Annotated in this window: 2 protein-coding genes; one reads left to right on the top strand and one right to left on the bottom strand. The window is 38.3% G+C overall.

Features of this window, described 5'->3' with window-relative positions:
* Window positions 1-55: 55 nt before the first annotated feature.
* On the top strand, window positions 56-1,336 hold the full coding sequence (gene obgE, locus ACLTU0_RS11665; RefSeq protein WP_117965888.1) for a GTPase ObgE: 1,281 nt from the start codon (window positions 56-58) through the stop codon (window positions 1,334-1,336).
* 28 nt (window positions 1,337-1,364) lie between these two features.
* Here obgE and ACLTU0_RS11670 read toward each other — a convergent pair whose 3' ends face one another.
* Window positions 1,365-2,456, bottom strand: a complete 1,092-nt coding sequence (locus ACLTU0_RS11670) for a nucleoside recognition domain-containing protein (RefSeq protein ID WP_412322608.1) — start codon at window positions 2,454-2,456, stop codon at window positions 1,365-1,367.
* Window positions 2,457-2,607: the final 151 nt, after the last annotated feature.

Below are 2,607 nucleotides of genomic sequence, written 5' to 3' on the forward strand. Positions count from 1 at the left end.
ATATTATAAGTTGGAAAAAATATATAATTGTTAATAATCGAAACGGAGAATAAATATGTTTATAGATAAGGCTAAAATTTTTATAAAGGCCGGTAAGGGCGGTAACGGCGCAATATCTTTTCATCGTGAAAAGTATGTTGCGGCAGGCGGTCCTGACGGCGGTGACGGCGGCAAAGGCGGTAATGTTATATTCAAGGTTGAGCTTGGTATGACTACTCTTATGGATTTCAGATATAAGAGAAAGTATGTCGCTCAAAACGGTATGGACGGTTCGGGTAAACGTCAAAAAGGTAAAAAGGGTGAAGATATAATAATCAAAGTACCGCAAGGTACAATCGTTCGTGACGCGGAAAGTAATCGCTTGATTGCCGATTTATCCGATCCCGATAAAGAGGTTGTTCTTGCAAGAGGCGGTAACGGCGGTTGGGGTAATGCTCATTTTGCTACGGCGATAAGACAAACTCCGAACTTTGCGAAAAACGGACAAACAGGCGATGAACGTGAAATTGTACTTGAATTGAAGCTTTTGGCTGACGTCGGACTTGTAGGTTTTCCTAATGTCGGTAAGTCAACATTGCTTTCAATGACGACAAAGGCAGATCCGAAAATTGCAAATTATCACTTTACAACGCTTGAGCCGAATTTGGGTGTAGTCGATCTTGGCGACCACAGAAGTTTTGTACTTGCCGATATTCCGGGAATTATAGAGGGTGCAAGTGAGGGTGTAGGTCTTGGACACGCATTTTTAAGACATATTGAGCGTACAAGAATATTAATTCACGTTGTTGATGTTTCTGGAATTGAGGGAAGAAATCCGATAGAAGATTTTGATATTATCAATTCGGAACTTTCAAAATATGATTTGGAATTGGAATCAAGACCGCAGATTGTTGCGGCAAATAAAACAGACATAATTCAAGATATGGACAAATACAACGCATTTCTTGAAGAAATGAAAAACAGAGGTATAGAAGTATTTGAAATTTCTGCCGCTACAAATAAAGGTGTTGCGGAACTTATGAATAAAACTTACGAGGAACTTTCAAAATTACCTCCGATAGCTATATTCGAGCCTGAAATGGATATTAACGAAGAAGAATACATTACGGATGACGAAAAAGGCTATGAAATTAAACGTGAAAATGAAAAATACGTTATATCGGGTTCATGGATTGAGGCTGTCGGCGGCAGTGTAAACTTCTCCGACCAAGAGTCATTACAGTATTTCCAACGTGCATTGCTTAAACGCGGTGTTATTGAGGACTTAATCAATATGGGAATAAAAGAGGGAGAAATTGTTCAAATAGGTGATTTGGAATTTGAATTTGTATTCTAAAAAAATATATATCAGAGTTTGAGGGACACTAAAATTTAGTGTCCCTTTTATATTCACTATTTTGTTTTAAATAAAGACCGAATGCACAAAATATACAGGCTATAACAACAATGATTGCGGTGACGGTTTCGATAGTCGATGAGATTGCAAACGAACGGCTCATAGACGACTCAAATACTGCCGTTGTTATAGGGTTAAATCTAAAGTATATGTACATATATAGTCCCGCTATAATTCCGTGCATGGCTTTACCGATTATATACGGTGCGAGCGACAGATGAAATCTTGCAATTACAGCCATAACCTGTGCGTGTACACTGAGTCCCGCAAAGCCGACAACAACAGATGTAAACACCAATTTATCCATAATAGGAATAGTCAATCTCGATATTTTTACTGTCCCCGTAACAAATTCCAAAAGCCCAGAAACAAGTGCGGACGTAACTCCGCCGACAGGTAAAATGTTAAGAAAAAGTCTGCTTATTACACTGAAAAAAAGTACCGCTCCGCAAACGGTCAATATATTTCTGATGCTGTTTTGAAGTGCGATATCGAATATTTCACCCATACTTCTTTCGGGTGTTGTCATTCTTGTAGGAGGGGCGGTGTGCTTGTTTCTGCCGTAAAATCTAAACAGAATACCGACCGTTAAAGCCGCAAGAATGTGTGCGACGTAAAGAGCGATACCGTATTTTATATTTGAATATATCGCAATACCGACAGAACCCAATATAAACAAAGGACCTGAATTGTTGCAGAAAGCAAGCAAGCGTTCAGCCTCTGTTTTTGAAATGTAATTGTTTGCGTATAATTCACCGGCGGTAACAGCACCTAAAGGATAACCGCTTACAATACCGAGTATAAAGGCACTGCTCCCGACAGGGCTTATCCGAAAAAGCGGATACATACAAAATTGAAATGCCTTTGCCAAAAGTTCACAAAAGCCGGAATATATCAAAATTCCCGAACATATAAAAAACGGAAAAAGAGTCGGTACAATCATTTCAAGACATAAAGCTATTGCGTCTGAAGCGTATCTTATCGCACTTGACGCATTTTTTATAAGCAGAACAACCGCACCGACAGCAAACAAGTAAATCAGTATTTTCTTTATTTTCACATTATCATCTCCGATTTTAATTTTTATTAAATTATATGATAACTTTTTTGTACTTAAAACCGCTTGTTTATCATAATTTATTATAGGAGTTGGTAAAAATGAAAAAACGTATATCAGAAAGTATAGCGGATGCTTGGGGAGTGCCGAAAGA

The organism is Hominilimicola sp. (genome assembly GCF_046972485.1).
GTDB lineage: Bacteria > Bacillota > Clostridia > UBA1381 > UBA1381 > Hominilimicola > Hominilimicola fabiformis.

What these genes read in the sequence shown, in the direction of transcription:
- obgE (WP_117965888.1), top strand. Translation starts at nt 56, where the DNA reads ATGTTTATAGATAAGGCTAAAATTTTTATAAAGGCCGGTAAGGGCGGT.